Raw genomic sequence first — 21,177 nt, 5'->3', positions numbered from 1 at the left:
CGGGACAACGCTCGGGGCGCCTCCGGCGTTCCCCTGGGAACGGCCTCCCAGGGTGCGCGGGGAGGGTGGGGGCATGGCACGCGTCCTCGTCACCGGATCCGCCGACGGCCTCGGGCTGGCGGTCGGCACACGCCTGATCGACCAGGGGCACGAGGTGGTGCTGCACGCCCGCAGCGACGCCCGAGCGGACTCGACGCGGCACGCCGCGCCCGGTGCGGCGGCCGTGCTCGTCGGCGACCTGTCGTCGGAGGACGGCACCCGCGCGCTCGCCGAGGCGGCGAACGCTTCCGGCCGCTTCGACGCCGTGATCCACAACGCCGGGGTCGGCGGCTCGGCCGGCGCCGCGACGCTGTACGCCGTCAACGTCGTCGCCCCCTACCTCCTGACCGCGCTGATGACGAAGCCGGACCGCCTCGTGTACCTGTCGAGCGGCATGCACCGCAGCGGCCGCCCCGAGCTGGCCGACTTCGCGACGCGGGCCTGGTCGTACGGCGACACGAAGCTGGTCGACGCGGCGCTGGCCGCGGCCGTCGCGCGGCGGTGGGCCGACGTGCGGAGCAACGGGGTGGACCCGGGGTGGATCAAGACGCGCATGGGCGGGGCCGGGGCGCCCGGTTCCCTCGACCAGGGCTCGGCGACGCAGATCTGGCTCGCGACCGGCGACGACCCGGCCGCACTCGTGAGCGGCCGCTACTTCAAGGACCGCCGCGAGGAGCGCCCCGCGGCCGCCGTCCTCGACGAGGGCTACCAGGACGGGCTGCTCGCCGTCCTCGCCCGCGTGACGGGCACCGACCTCCCCTCCTGAGCCCGCCGTCCTCGGGCGAGCGCTGCAGCAGGACAGGACGCGGTCAGCAGGACGGGACGACTCGTTCCGTGCTGCTGACGTCGTCCTGTCCTGCTGTCGTGCTCAGAACCAGGTGGTGAGGACCGGGGCCATCGGCGGGCGGAGGAGGCGGTCGGCCAGCGCCGCGTCGCCCGGCGTGCGCTCGCGCAGGCGGCCGGCCCGCAGCAGGGAGACCGCGGAGGCGCCGCCGAGGTAGAGCGAGCCGAGCACGTCGACGGGCACCTCGAGCAGCGGGACCCCCTCCTGCTCACCGGGCGTCACGGTCGCTGCTCGGGAGGCGTCCGCGGCGACCGTGAACGCGCCCTCCGCGTGGCCGAGCGGATCGGCGACGCGCAGGGCGAGCCGCCCCGGTCCGGCGTAGGTGCGGGCGGACAGCACCGCGACCGGGTCGAGCACGCGGAGCCACAGGTGCTCGCGCACCTCCGTGGTCCGGATCCGCCGCGGGTCCGCGACCAGCCACCGCAGCGGCTCGTCGACCGGGCGGAGGAAGGCGCGCACGGTACCGACCAGGTCGAGCGAGAGCACGAAGCGCCAGAGGGCGCGGTAGGCGTCGTCGGTCGTCGCGACGAGGTGCAGCACGTCCACGGAGAAGTTCGTGAAGTCCCCCTCCTCCTGCGTCGGCCGGTACACGAGCAGGCCCCGGGTGACGCCGTCGGCGTCGTCGTAGCGGGCGAAGCGGCGCTTGCGCTGCTCCTCGGGCTCGGACGGGGCGCCGAAGATGCGCCCGAACCGGTGGCCGACGACCTGCACGTCGCCGGGGGTCGCGCGGCGCGCCTCCTCCAGCAGCGTGCTGCCGACGGCGATCGCGCCGTCGCGGGTGATGAGCTGGACGCGGCCGGGCGCCTCGCCGCCGTCCCAGCCGACGCGGCGGGCGTCGACCTCGACGTCGGTGGACCAGGTCGCGGGGCCGAACCCGTACCGGCGGTAGATCGTCGTCTCCGTGACGGTGAGCGCCGCGATCGGGATGCCCGCGGCGACGGCGACCCGCAGCTCGGACTCGAGCATGGCGCGCGCGACGCCGCGGCGCCGATGGGTCGGCGCGACGGTGACCGCGCTGATCGCCCACGAGTCGAGCTGCCCGCCCGGCACCGTGAGCGCCGCGGGCCACGCCGCCACGGTCGCGACCGGGATCCCGGGCTCCGCGATGCCGTCGTCGTAGACGCCGACGGAGCGCTGCAGCGGCTGGCTCGCGCGCAGCTCGCCGAGCAGGGCGTCCGAGTGCGCCGGGTCGTGGAAGCCGCGGGCGTCCGCATGCAGCCAGGCCTCCGCCTGCGCGTCGTCGGCGGGGTCGACGACGGCCATGCGCAGGCCGTTCTTCGTCAGGGCGGCCGCGGCGGTCTCGTCGACGGGGGCGGTCAGGGCGTCGTCGTGCACCCGGCGAGCCTAGGGACCGCGCATGAGGGGGCGCTCGGGCGGCGCCGCCAATACCCTCGAGGGCATGGCCGACTCCCCCGTGCGCATGCGTCCCGAGATCGCCGCGCTGCCCGCGTACAAGCAGGGCAGGCAGGCGGTGGCGGACGGCTACAAGCTGTCGTCGAACGAGAACCCCTTCGGACCGCTGGTCGAGATCGTGGAGGCGGTGGCCCGCGCGGAGGTGAACCGCTACCCCGACGCGACCGGCCCCGCGCTGCGCGCGAAGCTCGGCGGGCGCTTCGGCGTGACGGCGCAGCAGGTGCACCTGGGCGCCGGGTCGGTCGCCCTGCTCAGCCAGTTCCTGCTCGCGGTCTGCGAGCCGGGCTCCGAGGTCGTGTACGCCTGGCGGTCGTTCGAGGCCTACCCGGGCCTGGTCACGGTCGCCGGCGGCACGAGCGTGCAGGTGCCCCTGACGGCGGAGGCGCGGCACGACCTCGACGCGATGGCGGCGGCGGTCACCGACCGCACTCGCGCGGTGATCGTGTGCTCCCCGAACAACCCGACCGGCCCGTCGGTCGGCGCGGCGGAATTCGAGCGGTTCATGTCCCGCGTGCCGTCCGACGTGCTCGTGCTGCTCGACGAGGCGTACGTCGAGTTCGTGCGGGACGCCGACGCGGTCGACGGCTCGCGCCTGATCGGGCGGTGGCCGAACCTCGTGATGCTGCGCACGTTCTCGAAGGCGTGGGGGCTCGCTGGGCTGCGGCTGGGCTACGCGATCGGGCCGGAGCACATCCTCGACGCCGCGCGCGCCGTCGCCGTGCCGCTGTCCGTGACCGGCCAGGCGCAGCTCGCGGGCCTCGTCGCGCTCGACCACGAGGACCTGCTGCTCGCCCGGGTGGCCGACATCGTCGAGACGCGGACCCGCCTCGTCGACGGCCTCCGGGACCTCGGGTTCGCGGTGCCCGACGCGCAGGGCAACTTCGTGTGGCTGCCGCTCGGCGAGCGGACCGCTGCGGCGGACGACGTCTTCCACGACCACGGCGTCGTGGTCCGCGCCTTCCCGGGCGACGGGCTGCGCATCTCCATCGGCGAGCGCGAGTCCGTCGAGCACGTGCTGAAGGCCGCCGCCGCCCTCTGACCCCCTGCTTCCCGGACACCTGCACCAGCGCTCTGCTGATCGCGGATCCGCAGTTCCTCCGCGACACGCCGCCGGCGCCCCTCCTCCGCACGGCGTGTCGGCTCAGAACTGCGGATCCGCGGAAGAAGTGCGGATCCGCGAAGGGGGCTAGGAGAGCTCGCGGATCACGCTGGCGGCCTGCACCAGGGCGAGGTGGCTGAGGGCCTGCGGCAGGTTGCCGAGGAAGGCGCCCGACTCGACGTCGACCATCTCGGCCATCACGCCGACGTCGTTCGGCACGGTGTCGACCAGCTCGTCCATCAGCGCCGTCGCCTCGTCGAGGCGGCCGACGCAGGCGAGCGCCGACACGACCCAGAAGGCGCACGCCGTGAACGAGCCCTCCTCCTCCCGCATCCCGGAGTAGCGGTGCAGCAGGGGCCCGGTGCCGAGCTCCGCCCGCAGCGCATCGATCGTGCGCGACATCCGCTCGCCGCGGTCGAACCCGCTGACGGTGTGCAGCAGCACGGAGGCGTCGAGCTCGCGGCCGCCCTTGACCATCCGGTAGGCGCCGCGCCGCTCGTCCCACCCGTGCCGGTCGATCCAGCGCCGGATCAGCCGCTTGTTCTTCTCCCAGCGACGCCGCGTCCTCGCCGACACCAGCACGAAGCCCATGTCGTGGAGGGAGCAGGCGGCGTCGAGGGCCTGCCAGCAGCCCATCTTGCTCGAGACGTAGTGCCGCACCTCCGGCAGCTCCCACATGCCCGAGTCCTTGCGGGTCCAGCTGCGGCACGTCTCGTCGGCGAGGTGCACGAGCAGGTCGCTGGACTCGCCGTCGAGCAGGTTCCCGTCGGCCACGTACGCCCGCATGATCGAGATCAGGTCGGCGAAGACGCCGAGCTGCAGCTGCCCGCTCGCCTGGTTGCCCCAGAGCACCGGGCCGACACCGCGCCAGCCGGGCGCCCGCTCGCGCTCCACCTCGTCGGTCGGGTCGCCGTCGAGCGTCAGGAACACCGCGATGCCGTCGTCGGTGCGGCGCTTCAGCGCCTTGAGCGCCCACGAGACGGCCGCGTGCGGCTCCTCCCGCAGCCCGAACCGCAGGAACGCGTCGACCGAGTACGACAGGTCCCGGATCCAGGCGAAGCGGTAGTCCCAGTTCTTCGGGGCGGTCAGCGACTCCGGGAGCGAGGTGGTCGCGGCGGCCGCGATCGCGCCGCTCGGGCTGTAGAGCAGCAGCTTGAGGGCGAGCGTGCTGCGCAGCACCTGCTCGGGCCACGGGCCGTCCCAGGTGAACTCCTCCGCCCAGTCCTGCCAGGCGCGCACCGTGCGGTCGAGCGAGCGATCGGCGATCTCGGGGTCGGGCGCGCGGACCGGCTCGTCGTCGGTGCCGGCGAGGCAGAGGCTGTGCCGCGAGCCGGGGCTCGTGGTGAAGGCGCCGCGGAAGTCGGGGCCCCAGTCGTCCGCGGGGCCGTTGCCCGGATGGACCGGGTCCTGCCGGCCGACGTCGTCGCCGGTCAGTGTGATGTTCGTGCGGCCCGCGCGGAGCAGCGGCACCGAACCGGTGTCGAACCGCGACGGGCGCGCGTCGCCCAGCGCATCGCCGGGCACGACGATCCAGCGCATCGCGACGGCCCCCTCCACGCCCTCGATGCGGCGGACGAGCTGCATCCACGGCAGCCGGCCGGCGATGCCGGTCACGAGCGCGTCGGTGACGTCGACGACGCCGGAGGCGGTGGTGAAGCGGGTGCGCAGGACGTTCGTGCCCTGCAGGTACTCGCGGGTCGTCGTGAACGGCTCGTCGGGCTGCACCGCGAAGTGCCCGCCGCGCTCGGCGTCGAGCAGCGCCGCGAACATCGGCCGCGACGCCAGGCCCGGCACGGGCAGCCAGTCGATGCGCCCGTCGCGGGCGATCAGCGCGACCGTGCGGCCGTCGCCGATCGCGGCGTACGAGCGCAGGTCGGCGTACCCGTCGATGCGGCCCTCGGCGGTCGGCGCGTTCCTCACGCGCCCACGCTAGGCGGGCGCCGCTGACGGCGCCCCGACCGCTGCACGCCGGAAGCGCGAGACGCGCACGGCGACCGTGACCTCGAGGGGCCCGAGCCCGGCGGCCTCCGCGCGCACCCGCTCCGCGTCGAGGTGGTGCCCGCTCGGGCCCATCAGCACCGCGCGGGCGACGTCCTCCGGCGGCAGCAGCCGGGTCTCGCGGACCACCCGCTGGTCCTCGAGGCGCAGCGGCGCCATCCGCTCGGCGAGCCGTCGCTCCTTGTCCGGGGCGACGCCGAGCGTGCCGAACGGCGCCCGCAGCTGCTCGAGGTGCTCGGGCTCCGGCACCACCACGACCACCGCGCCGCCCGGCGCGAGCACCCGGTCGAGCTCCGCGCCGTCGCGCGGCCCGAACACGACCAGCGCCGCGTCGACGCCGCCGCCCGCGAGCGGCACCCGCCGACGCAGGTCCGCGGTCGCCGCTGCGGCGCGCGGGTGGACGCCTGCCGCGGCTCGCGCGGCAGCGGACGAGACGTCGATCGCGATCCCCCGCGCCTCCGGACGCGCGTCGAGCACGGCGGCCAGGTAGGTGCCGGGACCGGAGGCGAGGTCGGCGACCCAGCGCACCCCGGCCGGCACGGCCTCGGCCACCGCCGTCGACACGGCCGCGTAGTGGCCGCCGGCGAGGAACGCGACCCGGTCGCGGACCATCGGCGCGGTGTCGCCCGGCACGGTCGCACCGGTCGCGAGCGCGGCGTAGCCCTGGCGGGCGACGTCGAACGCGTGCCCGGAGGCGCAGGCGAGCGCGGTGCCCTCGCGGGTGAAGGAGGCGAGGCAGACCGGGCACGCGAGCACCGCGAGCGCGGCGTCGAGCGCCGCGAGCCGTTCGGGCGCGGTCACGCCGCCTCCCGGCCGAGCACCGCCATCTGCGCGGCGAAGAGCGCGGCGCCGCCCTGGGCGGGGTGCCGCACGGCGACCGCCTCGATGCCCGCGGCGGCGAGCGCCCCCTCCGCCTTCCGCCCGATGGCGACGACCCGCCGCACGCCGAGCGCCGCGACGAGCTCGAGCGCGATCTCGGCGCCCGCGGCGACCTCGGGCGCTCGTGGCGGGCGGTTCGTCGCCCGGTCGGGCACGCGGAAGGGGTGGTTGGGGTAGATCGGCCAGTTCACGGGCCGCTCGGGCCATGACCGCAGCGCCTTCTGCACGATGGAGGCGGACAGCTCCCAGCCCGCGGCGGGATCGGGCGGCACCGCGAACCCGTCGCCTTCGGTCGCCGGTGAGCAGCCCGGGCCGCGCGGTCAGCTCCCGCACGCTCATGAACGGCACGCCCGTGATCGTCGCACCGCGCCATCCCGGCGCCTCGCCGACCAGCAGCGTCGTCGCCCCGGCGGTCAGCCGGAGGTATCGACGCAGGTTCGCGAGGCGCAGCGCGCCGTCCGCCGTCGCGGCGTCGTAGAGGAACTCCGCGTCCGCCGGCGTCCGCGGCTGCAGGCCGGCCAGCAGGTCGAGGAACCGGTCGAGCACCCGCTCAGCCTGCCGCGGGCGGATCGGACGGCGCTGAATCGACGGGCGGTGGCGTCAGACGACGGTCAGGGAGGCCGGCTCCTCGCCGAACGTCGTGCCGAGGTGCGTGCGGGCGACGGCGTGCAGCAGCCGCAGCCGGTCGATGTCCGTGCGGTAGCCGACGAGCGAGTAGGCGTTGACGCCGTCGATGACGGCGAGCAGATGGGACGCGACCTGGTCGACGTCGACGTCGGGGTGGTCGCCCGTCTTCACGCCGCGGCGGATCACGGCGGCGACGAACGCGTGCCACGCGCCCTCCTCGGTCCGCACGGCCTCGCCCAGCAGCGGGTTGCGGCGGCCGAGGCTCCACGACTCGAGCCAGACGGAGTCGACGTCGGCGCGCACCGGCTCGGCGAGCGTCTCGAGGAGCACCTCGAGCTGCTGGACCGGCGACGGGTTGGCGAGCACCTGCCGCTTCACCTCGGCGAGCTCGGCGGCGACGATGCGCGAGAAGGTCGTCGCGACGAGCGTCTCGACGTCGGGCCAGGCGGCCGTGACGGACCGCTCGGCGACGCCGATCCGCGCGGCGACCGCGGGCACGGTGACCGCGTGGAGACCGAGGTCGAAGGCCACGCCGACGGCGGCGACGACGACCTCCTCCTGCTCGAGGTGCCGGTGCTTGCTCGTGCGCACTGGGTCTCCGTTCGTCCTGCGGCCGCGCGGCGTGACGCGTGTTACGGCCGCACCTCATGGTGCTGGCCTCAGTACGGGATTCGGCCCGGCGCGGCGAGCGGATCGGTGGCCTGCGTACCCCCAGAGCAGGGGCCTACGCTCCGGACGTGCCGCAGGACGACGCCGTGGAACGTGCGAAACGGGTGCTGCGGGAGGCGGCGGGTCGACTGGCCGCAGCCGGGATCGCGGACGAGGCGGTCGCCGAGTTCGAGCCGGCGACGCGGCGGCTCGGCATCCCGCGGCGCGCCCGCCTCCGCCCGGTCGGGCGCGGCTGGCGGCTCGGCGTGCTGCTGCTGAGCGCCGACGGCGGCGTGCGCGCCACCGGCGCCGTCACCCGGGCGGTGCCGCCCGGGCACCCCGGCCACATGGCCGTCTCGACCGAGGAGCGCCGCGAGGTGCGGGCCGCGGCCTTTCGCGCGTTCCCGCAGGGCGCGACCGTGAACTACGACGCGCCCGTCGTGCCGCTCACCGCCGAGGCGCTGCGGGACGGCACCGGTCCCCTCCTGCTGCGCGACGACGGCGTGCGGGTGCGCTGGAGCCTGTCGGCCGGTGACGACGCGGCGCGCGACCTCGAGTCGTACGTGGCGGAACGGGTCGGGCTGCTGCTCGACCCGCCGCGGGGCGCGACGTAGGCCGCGCCGCTGCGGGTCCGCGGCTCAGCGGCCCGCGATCTCGTCCGCGCGGCGGATCGCGCCCTGCAGCGCGTCGGCGATGAGGCCGCCGAGGTCGCGCTCCTCGAACACGGCGACCGCGGCGGCGGTGGTGCCGTTCGGGCTGGTGACCCCTCGGCGCAGCGCGGTGGGCGACTCCCCCGTGGCGTCGAGCAGCGCGAGGGCGCCCGAGAACGTCTGGGCGACGGCGCGCTCCGCGTCCGCCCGGTCGAAGCCGAGGCCGACGGCCGCGTCGGCGAAGCGCTCCAGCAGCAGGTAGACGTAGGCCGGGCCGCTGCCGGAGATCGTCGAGATCCGGTCGATGCGCTCGTCGTCGAGCACGAGCACCTCGCCCAGCACGCCGAACAGCTCCTGCACCGCGGCGAAGCCCTCGTCGGTGACGGCGGTGCCGCGCGCGAGCCCCGTGACGCCGCGGCGGACGCGCACGGGCGTGTTCGGCATGGCCCGCACGACCTGGGTGCCGGGCGGCAGCGCGGCCTCGAGCGCGGCGATCGGGGTGCCGACCGCCAGGCTCACGACCACCGCGTCGGGCGCGAGCGCGGGCCCGACCTGCCGCAGCAGGTCCGCGGTGCCCACCGGCTTGACGCCCGAGATCACGATGCCTGCGCCCGCGATCGCGGCCTCGTTGGCCCGCGGGTCCTCCTCCAGCGCCGTCGCCGTGATCCCCGTCCCGCCGTACCGGGCGAGGGAGGAGCGGGAGCGGGTGGTGGCCCGCAGGTCCCGCACGCCGGCGTCGTCGAGCCCCGCGAGGATCGCGGAGCCCATCGAGCCGCCGCCGAGGACCGCGACAGGAGGAGGTGCCATGCGGCCAGCGTATTCAGGCCGCAGCCCGGCTCAGGCGAGCGGCCTCGGCGCCCACTGCCCGAGGATCGTGCCCGTGTAGGCGAAGTCGAGCGGCGTCGTGCCCCAGCGGATCGCGACGGTGCCGGACGGGTCGAGCCGCACGTGCAGGCGGTGCGGGCTCTCCAGGAACACGAGGTCGAGGTCCGCCGCGTCGCCGGACCAGCCGCCGGAGACCGCGACGGGCGGCGCGGTGCCGTCGCCCTCGACGACGGTCCAGCCGGGCCGGCCGACCGGCAGCGTCAGCGTCACCTGCGGGTCGGCGAGCACGACGCCGTCGTCCGTGCGCGTCGCCCGCAGACCGGCGCCGGTCCAGGAGGAGGGCACCGCGCCGGCGGGAGCGCTCGCGCCCTCACTCGGCGGCAGCACCTGGTCGCCGAGCCGCTCGGCGAGCGCCGCGTCGGCGGCGTCGCCCTCGCTGGCGTCGCCGAGGGCGGGCAGGAGGCGGGTCCAGGCCGCGTCGAGCACGGCCTGCATGTCCTCGGTCGCCGCCGTCAGGGCGAGGACCGCGTCGTGCTCCGGCAGGATCACGCAGAACTGGCCGTAGGCGCCGTCGCCGCGGTAGCCGTGGCGGGCCATCCACACCTGGAAGCCGTAGCCCTGCGCCCAGTCGGGGTTGCCCTCGCGCTCGGTGGAGACGCGCTTCGTGCGGACCTCCTCCGCCCAGCCCTCGGGCAGCAGCTGCCGCCCCTCCCACACGCCGTCGGCGAGGTGCAGCTGGCCGAGCGAGGCGATGGTCTCGGTGGTGGCGTGCAGACCGCTGAAGCCCAGCGAGCGCCCCGGCGGGTACTGCTGCCAGGACATCGGGCCCGCGCCGATCGGGTCGAACAGGCGCGAGCGGAGGTAGCCGACGAGGTCCGTGCCGGCCGCGCGCTGGAGGATCGCGGCCACGGCGTAGTTCGCGGGCTGGTTGTAGGCGAACCAGCTGCCGGGCTCGTGCTCGGGCGCGTGCAGCAGGAAGCCGCGGACCGGCTCGCGCGGGTCGGTCGCGATCGCGATCTGCGCCATCTCGCCCGAGTGCCCGGACGCCATCGCGAGCGCGTGGCGCACGAGGATGCGGCGGCTCGCCTCCGGCAGCTCGTCGCGGAACTCGGGGAAGTGGTCGGCGACGGCGTCGTCGAGCGACAGCAGCCCCTCCTGCACCGCGAAGCCGACCGCGGTCGACAGGAACGTCTTGCTCAGCGAGTAGAGCAGGTGGAGCCGGTCCGGCGTGTACGGCGCCCACCAGCCCTCCGCCACGACGGCGCCGTGCCGCACCAGCATCAGGCTGTGCGGATCGATGCCGGGGTGCGCCTCGAGCGCGTCGACGAAGGCGGAGACGCCGGAGGCGGCGACGCCCTGGGCGGAGGGGTTCGAACGAGGAAGGGCCACGGGGCTACTGTCGTCCGCCCCGCCTGGGCGAGCGCTCACGCGGGGTGCGCGACCACGGCCCCTCAAGGAGCACGTCGCAGAATCGCTGTCGTGACCGAGCCCGGACAGCCCCTCGTCGACCTCGCGCACGCGCACCGCGTGGCCACGTCCTTCACGGACTGGCGGGGTGGGACGCAGACCGTGTCGGCCGAGACGCTGACCGCGGTGCTCCGCGCGCTGGGCGCGGACCCGACCGACCCGGAACGCGCGCTGCAGGAGACCTGGGACGCGCCGTGGCGGCGCACGCTGCCCGCCTGCACCACCGCCGTGCAGGGCGCCGACCGCCTCGTCTGGATGCACGTGCCCGACGGCGAGCCGGCCGCCCTCGCGGTGGAGCTGGAGGCGGGCGGCCGCCGCGACCTCGAGCAGGTCGACCAGTGGGTGGAGCCGCGCACCGTCGACGGCGCGCGCATCGGCGAGGCGACCTTCCGCATCCCCGGCGACCTGCCGCTCGGCTACCACCGCCTCGTCGCGATTTCCGGCGACCGCGTCGACGAAGCGCCGCTGATCATGACGCCCGCCGAGGTCGGGCTGCCGGCGCGGATGGGCGACCGACGCGGCTGGGGGCTCGCCGCGCAGCTCTACAGCGTGCGGTCGGAGGGCTCCTGGGGCGTCGGCGACCTGACGGACCTGACCGACCTGGCGGTGTGGTCGGGCGCGGAGCTCGGCGCCGACTACGTGCTCGTGAACCCGCTGCACGCCGCCGAACCCGTGCCGCCGCTGGAGCCGTCGCCGTACCTCCCCTCCTCCCGCCGCTTCTTCAACCCGCTGTACCTGCGGGTCGAGGCGGTGCCCGAGTACGCGGCGCTGCCCGCCCGCACGCGGACGCGCATCGCGACGCTCGCGAAGCGGGTGCGGGAGAAGGCGAGCGGCGACCGGATCGACCGGGACGCCGCGTGGGCCGCGAAGCGGGAGGCGCTGCGCCTCGTGTCCGCGCAGCCGCGGAGCGCCGGCCGCGAGCTCGACCTCGCCGCCTTCCGCCGCCGCGAGGGCGCGGCGCTCACCGACTTCGCCACCTGGAGCGTCATCGCGGAGACGCACGGCAACGACGCCCGCACCTGGCCGGACGCGCTGCGCTCCCCCTCCTCCCCCGCCGTGGCGGCCTTCGCCGCCGAGCACACCGACGAGGTCGACTTCGTCTGCTGGCTGCAGTGGCTGCTCGACGAGCAGCTGGCGCAGGCGCAGGACAGGGCGGCGACGACCGGGATGGGCATCGGCGTGATGCACGACCTCGCGGTCGGCGTGCACCCGGGCGGCGCGGACGCGTGGCGGCTCGGCGACGCGTACGGCAGCGGCGTGACCGTCGGGGCGCCGCCGGACCCGTTCAACCAGCTCGGGCAGAACTGGCAGCAGCCGCCGTGGCGGCCGGCCGCGCTCGAGTCGAGCGCGTACGCGGCGTTCCGCGACCTCATCCGCGCCGTGCTGCGGCACGCGGGCGGCGTGCGGGTCGACCACGTCATCGGGCTGTTCCGCCTGTGGTGGGTGCCGGAGGGGCGGCACGCGTCCGAGGGCGCCTACGTCCACTACGACCACGAGGCGCTGATCGGGGTGCTTGCGCTGGAGGCCGTGCGCGCGCAGGCCGTCGTCGTCGGCGAGGACCTCGGGGTCGTCGACCCGGCGGCCCGCCGGTACCTCGCCTCCCGCGCGATCCTCGGCACCTCCATCCTGTGGTTCGAGATGGACGGCGACGCGGCGCTGCCGGCCGAGCGCTGGCGCGAGCTGTGCCTCGCCTCCGTGACCACCCACGACCTGCCGCCGACCGCCGGGTACCTCGAGGGCGCGCACGTGCGCCTCCGCACCGAGCTCGGGCTGCTGACGCGGCCCGTGGAGGAGGAGCTGGCGGCGGACCGCGCCGAGCAGCGGGTGTGGCTCGACGAGGTGCGCTCCCGCGGCCTCCTCGCCGACGACGCGTCGTGGGCCCACCGCGCCGGTTCCGGCGCGGCCGAAGGACGTGCCGGCCGTGCCGCCGGGGAGGAGGACACCGTGCTCGCGCTGCACCGGTACCTCGCGCTGACGCCCGCGCGGCTGATCGGGGCGGCGCTCGTCGACCTGGTCGGCGACCGCCGTACGCAGAACCAGCCGGGCACGCTCGAGGAGTACCCGAACTGGCGCGTGCCGCTGTCCGGACCGGACGGTGAGCCGATGGCCCTCGAGGCGGTGTTCACCTCCGAGCGCGCCGCCCGCCTCGCCGCCGCGCTCCCCCACCGCTCCGTGCTGCAGGCGCCGCACTCCTGCGGAACGGAGGTCAGCCGGTGACGGTGAGGACCAGCAGCGTGATGTTCAGCACCACGATCAGGACGGTGACGACGACCGCGGCGACGCGGAGCGGCAGGGCGTTCGTGAACTCCCCCAGCACCGACCGGCGACCCGTCAGCACGACGAGCGGCACCAGCACGAACGGGATGCCGAGCGACAGCGCCACCTGGCTGAGCACCAGCGCGAGCGTCGGATCGACGCCGAGCCCCAGGATCACGAGCGCCGGGATCAGCGTCACCACCCGCCGCACGAGCAGCGGGATCGACACGTGCAGCAGCCCGGCCATGATCGTCGCGCCCGCGTATGCGCCGACGGAGGTGGAGGCGAGGCCGCTCGCGAGCAGCCCGACGCCGAACACGGTCGCGATCACCGGGCCGAGCGCGGACCCGATCGCGGCGTGCGCCCCCTCGATCGTGCTCGTGCCGTCGACGCCGGACAGCGACGAGGCGGCGAGCAGCAGCATCGCGATGTTCACCGAGCCGGCGATCAGCAGCGCGAGCACGACGTCGACGCGGGTCGCGGTCAGCAGCCGGCGGATGCGCACCGGGTCCGCGGTGACGCCGTGCCGGTCCCGCGCGAGCGCCGAGTGGAGGTAGATGGCGTGCGGCATCACCGTCGCGCCGAGCATGCTCGCGGCGAGCAGCACCGAGCCGGAGTCGGCGAAGCGCGGCACGAGCCCCTCCGCGGCCCGGCCCCAGTCCACCGGGCTGACGACGACGCCCGCGACGAAGCCGACGGTGATCACGGCGAGCAGCGCGATCACGACCGCCTCGAACGTGCGCTGCTTGCTGGCGGACTGCAGGGCGAGGATCGCGACGGACACCGCGCCGATCACGACGCCGCCGGGCAGCAGCGGGATGCCGAACAGGATCTGCAGGGCGACCGCGCCGCCGATCACCTCCGCGAGGTCCGTCGCCGCCGCGACGAGCTCCGCCTGCGCCCAGAACGCGAGCCGGCCGGCGCGGGGCAGGCGATCGCCGAGCAGCTCGGGCAGCGTGCGGCCGGTGACGACGCCGAGCTTCGCGGACAGGTACTGCACGATGACGGCCGTCGCGTTGGCGGCGACGAGCACCCAGACGAGCAGGTACTGGTAGCCGGCGCCGGCGGACAGGTTCGCGGCGACGTTGCCCGGGTCGACGTAGGCGATCGCCGCGACGAAGGCGGGCCCGAGCAGCCGGATCAGGCGGCGCTCGGGCGGCGGCGCCGCGACCGGCGTCGTCACCTCAGCAGCCGACACCGCCGCCCCCTCGCCTCGCGTGAGGGGACTCTAACGGCCGCCCGCGACGCGCCTCCCGCCGCCGCGCGCGTTCCGGCCCTCCGCCGCCTCCCCGCCTCCCCGCCTCCCCGCCTCCCCGCCTCCCCGAGCACGACAGCAGGAAGAAGCGAACGCGTCAGCAGGAGAGAAGACGTTCAGCAGGAGGAAACGGCCCAGATCCTCCTGCTGAATCGCTTTCTTCCTGCTGTCGTACTCCCGCTGAAGGCGGAGCGGGGTCAGGAGGAGGGGCGCTGGTCCGCGGAGGCGGTCGCCGGCTCGGCCGCCGGCTGGCCGGCCGGGACGCCGCCGCGGGCGTCGAGCTTCGCCAGCATCGCGTTGTACGCCTCCCAGCTGTCGTCCGTGCCCTGGTCCAGGTGGCGGTCGACGCGGGTGGCGACGCGGTTGTCCTGCTTCGCCCACTGGGTGACCAGCGCGACGATCACGATGACCAGCGGGATCTCGCCCGCGCCCCACGCGATGCCGCCGCCGACGGCCTGGTCGGCGAGCAGGTCTCCCTGCCACGGCAGCCGGAGGTAGGAGTAGAAGTCGCCCGCGATGACCTCCTTGCTCGTCATCACCGCGACGCCGAAGAAGGCGTGGAACGGCATCGCGGCGAGCACCATGCCGAGCTTGCCGATGTGCGGGATCGGCCGCGGCGGCGCGTCCACGCCGATCACGAGGCCGTAGAACATGACGCCGATGATGATGAACTCGATGTTCATCAGCTGGTGCGCCCAGTGGTAGCGCAGCGCGAAGTCGAAGATCGGCGAGAAGTAGAGCAGGTAGTAGGCGCCGATGAAGCGGATGAAGACGAAGAGCGGGTTGTAGAAGACGTGCGTGAGCCGCCAGGCGAGCATCGCGGCGATCCACTCGCGGATGCCCGCCGCCCGGCTGCGGCCGTGCGCGGGCAGGGCCCGCAGCGCGAGGGTGATCGGGCCGGCGAGCACGAGCAGCAGCGGGCCGAGCATGTTCAGCGCCATGTGCAGGATCATGTGCAGGCTGAACACCGCGCTCGAGTACCGGCCGAGGCCGCTGCTCGTCGTGATCACGACGACGGCCCAGCCGAGCAGCCATGCAGCCGTGCGGCCGCCCGACCAGCGGTCGCCGCGGCGCCGCAGGGCCGTGACGCCCGCGAGGTACAGGCCGACCGCGGCGGCGGCGATCGCCAGGAACAGCAGGTTCGGCCGCCAGTCGAGCGCCAATACCGCGAAGCTCGGCGCCGCATCGATGTCGTAGCCGAAGTAGATCTGCGCGACGGACGTCGGCAGGAAGTACTGGGGCGGCGGGATGCGCGCCATCACCAGCCCGACGGCGAGCAGCAGCGCGGCGGGCACCAGCGCCAGCCGGATCAGGCCGGCGGATGCCCGGCGCAGCGTCGCGAGGTCGGTCTCGCGGCCGGCGGCGGCGAGCCCGCGCAGGATCAGCGGCGCGAGCACGGCGAGCAGCGCGAACCGGACGAGGAACAGCCACGCGGTCGGGGAGCCGAGGAACGGTGACCCGCCGAGCTCGAACAGCGCCAGCACCACCTCCGCGGCCGCGGCGACGAGCCAGGCCAGCCCGAGGAGGCGCCACATGCGGAGGATCGACACCGGTCCGGGCAGCGGGCCCGCGGTCGAGCGCCAGCGGGCCACGGCGAGCAGGCCGACGAGCACCGTCGCGGCGGGCGTGCCGAGGATGCCGGCGTCGCTGCCGAAGTCGTGGTTCGGTCCCACGAGCACCTGCGTCACGACGACCGGCGGCAGCACGGCGACGAGCGCCAGCGCCGCGAGCACCGCGAACGCCTGCCAGGTGTGGGCGAGGAAGGCGCCGACCGCGATCACCGCCGCGAGCACCGCGACGACGATCCAGGCGGTCGGGAGGTAGGAGGCGGACACCAGGTAGCCGGCCGCGCCCGGGACCAGGAGGCGGGCCAGCGGCTGCCCGCCCGCGTCCGCGGCGTCGACGGGGACCAGCGCGGCGGCCGCGACCGCCCAGACGGCGGCCGACCAGACGACGGGCCGACCGTCGGAGAAGTAGTCGACGTCGAAGCGGCGCTCGCCCGAGCGCTGCCGGGCGAACACGGCGTAGACGAGGCTGCCGACGCACCAGACGGCGGCGACCGCGACGACGGCGCGGAGCAGCCCGCTGGCGAGCGAGGTGTCGATGCCGGGCACGTTGCGCCCGAGCGCACGGTAGGGCGCCCCGCCCAGCAGGACGACGGCGACGGCGACGGCGGCGACCGGGATCAGGGCTGCGGCGACGGTGAAGCCGTCGAGCCGGATCCGCCGGTCAGCCGCGGACGAGCTCGTACCCCGCCTCGTCGATCGCGGCGGCGACGTCGTCGTCCGCCAGGGGCGAGTCGCTGGTCACGCGCACGACGCCGGTCGCGGCGACCGCGTGCACGGCGGTGACGCCCGGGAGGGCCCCGACCTCCTCGCCGACGCTGCGTTCGCAGTGCTCGCAGGTCATGCCGGTGACGGCGTACTCCGTGATCACACGTCTTCCCTCGTTCGGCGGCCGGTGCAGTCGGACGATTCTACAATTCGTAGACAGCCCACGACGCGCGGAGGTGCAAGTGACGACGCTGACCGAGCAGCCCGCGGTCCGGACGATGGACGACGTGGTCGAGCTGGACATCGCCGGGATGACCTGCTCCGCCTGCGCGAACACCATCGAGCGCAAGCTGAACCGCCTCGACGGCGTGACCGCCAGCGTCAACTTCGCGACCGAGCGCGCCACCGTGATCGGGCTCGACGGCGACGTCGACCGCGCCGTGGCGGCCGTCGAGAAGGCCGGTTACGGCGCCGCGCCGCACACGCCGGGCGACGACGAGTGGTCCCGCCGCGCGACGAGCGACCGCATCGACTCCCTCCGCCGCCGGCTGACGGTCTCCGCGCTGCTGAGCGTGCCGCTCTGCGACCTCACGATCCTGCTCGCGCTCGTGCCGGCCTGGCGCTTCCCGGGCTGGCAGCTGGTCTGCGTGCTGCTCGCCGTGCCGATCGTCACCTGGGCGGCGTGGCCGTTCCACCGCGCGACCCTGCGCAACCTGCGCGCCCGGTCGCTCAGCATGGACACGCTCGTCTCGCTCGGCGCCGTCGTGTCGTTCGTCTGGGCGATCGTCGTGCTCGTCGGGGGCCCGTCCGCCGCGGGCTACTGGATCGGCTTCGGGCCGACCCCGCCGGGCGCGGACGCCATCTACCTCGACGTCGCCGCGGGCATGGTCACCTTCCAGCTCGGCGGCCGCTACTTCGAGACCCGCTCGCGCCGGCGCGCCGGCGACGTGCTGCACGCGATCTCCGGCCTCGCAGCCCGGTCCGTGCTCCTCCGCACGCCCGAGGGCGACGTGGAGGTGCCGGCCGGTCAGGTGCGGCCGGGCGACGTCGTCATCGTGCGCCCCGGTTCCGCCATCCCCGTGGACGGCGTCGTGGAGGCGGGCCGCTCGTCCATCGACACCAGCACCATGACGGGTGAGGCCGCCCCGGTCGAGGTCGAGCCCGGCTCGTCCGTCTCCGCGGGCACCGTCAACGGTGCGGGCGCGCTCACGCTCGTCGCGGAGCGGGTCGGCCAGCGCACGCGGCTCGCGCAGCTCGCGGCCATCGCGGACGAGGCGCAGCGCCGAAAGGCCCGCGTCACCCGCCTGGTCGACCGGGTCACCCGCGTCTTCATCCCCGCGGTCATCGTGCTCGCGGTGCTCGTGACGCTCGGCTGGCTGCTCGCCGGCGCGCCCGTGGGCGCGGCGATCGGCGTCGGCATCGCCGTCCTGATCATCGCCTGCCCCTGCGCGCTGGGCCTCGCGACGCCGACCGCGCTGATGGTCGGCGTGGGCCGCGGCGGCCAGCTCGGCATCCTCGTGAAGGGCCAGGACGCCCTGGAGGCGAGCGGCCGAATCGACACCGTGGTGCTCGACAAGACGGGCACCGTCACCACCGGCGCGTTCACCGTGCCGGACGTGCGCCCGGTCGACGGCATCACGCCGGACGAGCTGCTCGGCCTCGCGGGTGCGCTCGAGCAGGCGTCGGAGCACGCCATCGGCCGCGCGATCTCCGGCGCCGCGGCCGCTCGGCTCGGCCGCCCCGAGGCCGTGGAGGACTTCGCGGCGCTCAGCGGCCTCGGCGCCTCCGGCGTCGTCGGGGGCCGCCGCGTGCTGGCCGGCAGCCGCCGCCTGCTGGTCGAGCAGGGCGTCGCCGTGCCGGCCGCGCTCGACGCGACGGTCGAGGAGCTCGAGGCCGCCGGTCGCACGCTCGTGCTGGTGGCGGTCGACGGGGTCGCCGCCGGCGTGCTCGGCCTCGCGGACGACGTGAAGCCGACCGCTCGGGAGGCGATCGCGCAGCTGCAGGCGATGGGCCTGCGCACCGTGCTGCTGACCGGCGACACCGCCAGGGCGGGCGCCGCGGTCGGCGCGATGCTCGGCGTCGACGAGACGATCGCGGAGGTGCTGCCGGCCGACAAGGCGAAGGTCGTCGCGGACCTGCAGGCGAAGGGCCGCAAGGTCGCCATGGTCGGCGACGGCATCAACGACGCGGCGGCGCTCGCCTCCGCCGACCTCGGCATGGCGATCGTGACCGGCACCGACGTCGCGATGAAGTCCGCCGACGTGATCCTGGTCCGCGACGACCTGCGGGCCGTGCCCGACGCGGTCGCGCTGGCCCGCAAGATGCTCGGCACGATCCGCGGCAACCTCGTGTGGGCGTTCGGCTACAACATCGCCGCGATCCCGCTCGCCGCCTCCGGGCTGCTCAACCCGCTGATCGCGGCGGCGGCCATGGCCCTGTCGTCGGTGCTCGTCGTGACGAACAGCCTCCGCCTCCGCAACTTCGCCCCGCACCAGGCCGGCGTCGACGAGATCTGACGGCGGCCCCGCTCGGGGCCGCCGTCACCAGACGGGCCAGCCGACCTTCGCCGCGTAGGCGGAGGCGGTGCTCACCTCCGCGTCGAGGGTGAGGGTCCACTCCCCCGACACGGGCAGCGTCGCGTCGGTGCTGCGCCACCCGGCGCCGTCCCGGCGGAACGTCACGTCGAGCGCGCCGACCCCCTCCGTGGCCAGCGCCCCGTCGAGGGCCGCCAGGCGCACCGGCCTGCCGACCGGGTCGAGGGCGCGGACGTGCAGCACGGCGGACCCGCGGCGGGTGCGGTCCACGTCGACCACGAGGCGGTCGGAGCCCGCGGCGACCGTGCGCGTCACCGGCGGGCCGTAGGTCTCCGCGGCCGTCGCGGTGCCGCTGAGCGCGCCCGTCACGCCGAGGATCGCGACGACGCCGACGACCTCGGCGGCCAGCACGCGCCGCAGCCGCAGCCGCGCGGGCAGCGAACCGCGGGCGACGGTCCGCTGCGCCGCGGCCGCCGCGGCGAGCACGGCGGCCAGCAGCCCGAGCTTCACGAGCAGCAGCACGCCGTAGGGGGTCGACCAGAGGGCGTCGAGCGGCACGACGGTCGGGAACGCCTGGATCTCGCCGGTCACGACGAGCGCCGCGACGCAGACGAACGCGACGACGGACCACCGCCGCAGCAGGCGCAGCCCGGCCGCGGGAGCCCGCCGCACCCTCGGCAGCACCACGGCGAGCAGGACGACGAGGCCGCCGAGCCAGAGCACCATCGCGGCGAGGTGCACGACGGCCGCGGGCACGAGCAGCGCGACGACGCCGTCCGCCGCGTGGCCGAGCAGCGCGACCGTGAGCAGCACGGCCACCCCGACCGCCCCCGCGGCGAGCAGCCGGGCGCGGCCGGCCGCAGCGGGTCGGTGCAGGAGCAGCACGGCCAGCACCGCGAGCAGCACGACGCGGACCAGCAGCACGACCCCGGGGAGGCTCGTGACGGTGTAGCCGAGGTCCTCGAGGCGCAGCACGCCCGCCCAGTCGCCGCCGGAGGCGCGGGGTCCGCGGAGGAGCAGCTCGGCCAGCGTCGCCAGCAGCACGAGCGCCAGCCCGACCGCGGCCGGCCCGAGCACGCGGCGGCGGGCGCGGACGGCGGGCCAGAGCAGCGCGGCGGCGGCGGGCACGCCGAGCCCGAGCGACAGGCCGAGATAGGTCAGCCCGGTCGCGCCGGCGAGCGCGGGATCGAGCGGGGAGCCCGCGACGACCGGGCCCTGCACCGCGTCCGCGTCGCGCTGCACGCCGAAGCGGATGGACCCGGAGACGACGTGACTGTCCGCGGACACGAGTCGCCAGGAGACGCTGTAGACGCCGGCGGGCACCGCCGCGCGCAGGGGCACGACCACGACGCGGCCGTCCAGTCGCGCAGGTCCCTCGTCGACCCGCTGCCCGGTCGTCGACAGCGCGACGGTCGCGCCGGGCGGCAGCGACACCGCCTCGTCGAACGTGAGCCGCACGGCGGCGGGCGCCGCCTCGACCCGCGCGCCGTCCGCGGGGTCGCTCGACACCAGCACCGCGTGCGCGGACGCCGGTGCGGCGGGCAGCAGCAGGAGCGCGAGGACGGCGAGCAGCAGCCCCGGCAGCAGCCGTCGCACGAGGGCGGAGCGCCCGCGGGCGACGGTCGGGGTCACGCGCCGGTCGAGCGCTTCGACCCGCGGAGCAGCGCGACGAGCGCGAGGATCACGGCGATCGCGGCGAGCACGACCCCGCCGATGCCGACGACCAGGCCCGCCGTCGCGGTCCCCGCGTCCGCCGAGGCCGCTGCGGCGGGCGCGGAGGCGCTGACCTGCGGGCTCGCCTGCTGCGCGTCGTCCGGGGCGGCGAGGGCCAGGACCGGCGCGGGGTGCTCCGGCTCCGCGCCGCCGGAGGCGGTCTCGTTCCAGTTCACGCGCGTGCCGTCGCTGTAGGTCTGCAGGGTCGGGAAGGCGAGCTCCTCGGCGTCGGGCAGCGGGCCCGCGGACACGAGGAACTGCTGGAACTGCCCGGGCCGGATGCCCTTGCCCGCCTCCGCCTTCCAGTCGATGCGGGCGACGTAGGTGGTCAGCCGCCCGTCGTCGGTCGTGATCGGCTTCGCCAGTCGCGCGGTCGTGACCGTGGCGGTCCAGCCCGCGACCGGCTGCACGCTCGCGGACGCGATCGGGGTCCTGGTCGGCATGGTCACGCTCACCTCGGTGGTCGACGCGGTGTCGGACTCGGTCGGCACGCGGAACGTCAGCACACCGTAGCCGCCGCGCGTCGCGTCCTCCCCGTCCACGTGCACGTGCGCGGAGGCGCCGGTCGCACCGAGCAGCACCGCGACCGCGGCGACGGCGAGGCCCGCACCGAGGCGGAGGGTCGTGCGGCGGCGGGAGGGGGCGGTGGCCATGGGG

General features: G+C 75.8%; 17 protein-coding genes. 5 read left to right on the top strand and 12 right to left on the bottom strand.

From position 1 onward, the window contains the following. Positions 1–73 precede the first annotated feature (73 nt). Positions 74–805: an SDR family NAD(P)-dependent oxidoreductase gene (locus ABEA53_RS13155; RefSeq protein WP_345481693.1), complete on the top strand. Its 732-nt coding sequence runs from the start codon at positions 74–76 to the stop codon at positions 803–805. A 102-nt stretch (positions 806–907) separates the two neighbouring features. On the opposite strand, the gene ABEA53_RS13150 is transcribed toward ABEA53_RS13155, so the two are convergent. Beyond that, positions 908–2,218, bottom strand: a complete 1,311-nt coding sequence (locus tag ABEA53_RS13150; RefSeq protein WP_345481692.1) for a GNAT family N-acetyltransferase — start codon at positions 2,216–2,218, stop codon at positions 908–910. Between the two features lie 64 nt (positions 2,219–2,282). Between ABEA53_RS13150 and ABEA53_RS13145 the strand changes: the two genes are divergently transcribed. Beyond that, positions 2,283–3,335, top strand: a complete 1,053-nt coding sequence (locus tag ABEA53_RS13145) for a histidinol-phosphate transaminase (RefSeq protein ID WP_345481691.1) — start codon at positions 2,283–2,285, stop codon at positions 3,333–3,335. A 147-nt stretch (positions 3,336–3,482) separates the two neighbouring features. Here the strand turns inward: ABEA53_RS13145 and ABEA53_RS13140 are convergent, their stop codons facing one another. The 4 genes from ABEA53_RS13140 to ABEA53_RS13125 all read right to left on the bottom strand — a co-directional run bounded on the left by ABEA53_RS13140 (position 3,483) and on the right by ABEA53_RS13125 (position 7,490). Continuing rightward, positions 3,483–5,315, bottom strand: coding sequence for a glycoside hydrolase family 15 protein (locus tag ABEA53_RS13140; protein ID WP_345481689.1), 1,833 nt, complete (start codon positions 5,313–5,315; stop codon positions 3,483–3,485). Positions 5,316–5,324: 9 nt separating this feature from the next. Then, positions 5,325–6,194 carry a putative RNA methyltransferase gene (locus ABEA53_RS13135; RefSeq protein WP_345481688.1) on the bottom strand — a complete coding sequence of 290 codons (870 nt, stop codon included), beginning with the start codon at positions 6,192–6,194 and terminating at the stop codon, positions 5,325–5,327. Beyond that, positions 6,191–6,544: a uracil-DNA glycosylase family protein gene (locus ABEA53_RS13130; RefSeq protein ID WP_345481687.1), complete on the bottom strand. Its 354-nt coding sequence runs from the start codon at positions 6,542–6,544 to the stop codon at positions 6,191–6,193. Before ABEA53_RS13130 ends, ABEA53_RS13135 begins: the two co-directional genes overlap by 4 nt. 328 nt (positions 6,545–6,872) lie before the next feature. Next, positions 6,873–7,490, bottom strand: coding sequence for a TetR/AcrR family transcriptional regulator (locus ABEA53_RS13125; RefSeq protein WP_345481686.1), 618 nt, complete (start codon positions 7,488–7,490; stop codon positions 6,873–6,875). 164 nt (positions 7,491–7,654) lie between these two features. On the opposite strand from ABEA53_RS13125, the gene ABEA53_RS13120 reads away from it, so the two are divergent. Then, entirely contained in the window at positions 7,655–8,161 is a 507-nt protein-coding gene (locus tag ABEA53_RS13120) for a hypothetical protein (RefSeq protein WP_345481685.1), read from the top strand. A gap of 24 nt (positions 8,162–8,185) precedes the next feature. Here ABEA53_RS13120 and proC read toward each other — a convergent pair whose 3' ends face one another. Next, positions 8,186–9,004 (bottom strand): pyrroline-5-carboxylate reductase, encoded by an 819-nt coding sequence (proC, locus tag ABEA53_RS13115; RefSeq protein WP_345481684.1) that lies wholly within the window; start codon positions 9,002–9,004, stop codon positions 8,186–8,188. Between the two features lie 30 nt (positions 9,005–9,034). Further along, the gene (locus ABEA53_RS13110; RefSeq protein WP_345481683.1) at positions 9,035–10,411 is read right to left on the bottom strand and encodes a serine hydrolase domain-containing protein; all 1,377 of its coding nucleotides are present in this window, start codon (positions 10,409–10,411) and stop codon (positions 9,035–9,037) included. 90 nt (positions 10,412–10,501) lie between these two features. Here ABEA53_RS13110 and malQ point away from each other — a divergent pair, with 90 nt between their 5' ends. Then, positions 10,502–12,706, top strand: coding sequence for a 4-alpha-glucanotransferase (gene malQ, locus ABEA53_RS13105; RefSeq protein ID WP_345481682.1), 2,205 nt, complete (start codon positions 10,502–10,504; stop codon positions 12,704–12,706). Here malQ and ABEA53_RS13100 read toward each other — a convergent pair. The 3 genes from ABEA53_RS13100 to ABEA53_RS13090 all read right to left on the bottom strand — a co-directional run bounded on the left by ABEA53_RS13100 (position 12,696) and on the right by ABEA53_RS13090 (position 16,436). Next, the gene (locus ABEA53_RS13100) at positions 12,696–13,943 is read right to left on the bottom strand and encodes an Nramp family divalent metal transporter (RefSeq protein WP_345481681.1); all 1,248 of its coding nucleotides are present in this window, start codon (positions 13,941–13,943) and stop codon (positions 12,696–12,698) included. The two genes, malQ and ABEA53_RS13100, sit on opposite strands and share 11 nt — an antisense overlap. Positions 13,944–14,197: 254 nt before the next feature. Then, the gene (locus tag ABEA53_RS13095; RefSeq protein WP_345481680.1) at positions 14,198–16,114 is read right to left on the bottom strand and encodes a cytochrome c oxidase assembly protein; all 1,917 of its coding nucleotides are present in this window, start codon (positions 16,112–16,114) and stop codon (positions 14,198–14,200) included. A gap of 115 nt (positions 16,115–16,229) precedes the next feature. After that, a complete protein-coding gene (locus ABEA53_RS13090; protein WP_345481679.1) occupies positions 16,230–16,436 on the bottom strand; it encodes a heavy-metal-associated domain-containing protein in 207 nt (68 codons plus the stop codon). A 79-nt stretch (positions 16,437–16,515) separates the two neighbouring features. On the opposite strand from ABEA53_RS13090, the gene ABEA53_RS13085 reads away from it, so the two are divergent. Beyond that, positions 16,516–18,789, top strand: coding sequence for a heavy metal translocating P-type ATPase (locus tag ABEA53_RS13085; RefSeq protein ID WP_345481678.1), 2,274 nt, complete (start codon positions 16,516–16,518; stop codon positions 18,787–18,789). A gap of 24 nt (positions 18,790–18,813) precedes the next feature. Here the strand turns inward: ABEA53_RS13085 and ABEA53_RS13080 are convergent, their stop codons facing one another. Both ABEA53_RS13080 and ABEA53_RS13075 read right to left on the bottom strand, forming a co-directional pair. Continuing rightward, a complete protein-coding gene (locus tag ABEA53_RS13080; RefSeq protein ID WP_345481677.1) occupies positions 18,814–20,439 on the bottom strand; it encodes a copper resistance CopC/CopD family protein in 1,626 nt (541 codons plus the stop codon). Next, positions 20,436–21,173, bottom strand: coding sequence for a YcnI family protein (locus tag ABEA53_RS13075; RefSeq protein ID WP_345481676.1), 738 nt, complete (start codon positions 21,171–21,173; stop codon positions 20,436–20,438). The genes ABEA53_RS13080 and ABEA53_RS13075 overlap by 4 nt, the downstream gene beginning before the upstream one ends. Positions 21,174–21,177: the final 4 nt, after the last annotated feature.

This window comes from Amnibacterium soli (assembly GCF_039544415.1).
Classification (GTDB): Bacteria; Actinomycetota; Actinomycetes; order Actinomycetales; family Microbacteriaceae; genus Amnibacterium; species Amnibacterium soli.
The sequence above is the reverse complement of the archived record's forward strand: the minus strand, read 5'-3'. Positions and strand labels throughout refer to the sequence as shown.